This is a genomic window from Polaromonas sp. P1_G2 (genome assembly GCF_056405515.1).
Map to the genome: position 1 here is coordinate 1 of NZ_JBFUBY010001341.1, position 420 is coordinate 420.

1 protein-coding gene is annotated in these 420 nt (G+C 61.4%); it reads right to left on the reverse strand.

The genetic code is table 11. From position 1 onward, the window contains the following. Nucleotides 1–420 (reverse strand): LysR substrate-binding domain-containing protein (locus AC1D0P_RS30460; RefSeq protein WP_477680142.1); only part of this gene is annotated, 420 nt, incomplete at both ends.

Below are 420 nucleotides of genomic sequence, written 5' to 3' on the forward strand. Positions count from 1 at the left end.
GGGTTGGGCGTGCGGCGATAGGCAATGCCGGCTTCCGCCTCCCAGAAGGTCCCCTCATGCGAGACTTCCTTCAATCCGTATTTTTCCGCATCGACCAGCATCTGTTCGGGGAAATGGGCGAGGAAATCGCCCTCGCTGAGAATCTTGAACAGGCCGATCGATGTCGTCTCCACGGCAATCGTCGGTGGCTCGATGCCGTTGGCGACGAAATAGGAACCGATGCGGCTGGTCCCGACATGGTCGTTTGCCAGCACCAGCCAGGGATAGCGTGCCAGATCCTGTGCCGTCGCCACCGGCAATTGCAGCAGCGGATGCTCGGAGCGGGCCACGACCGTATGCTGGATCTTGACCAAGGGCTCCTTGACGATCTCCGCCTGCGACGGGAAATCCAGCGTGCTGCAGACGAGGTCGATGTCGCCG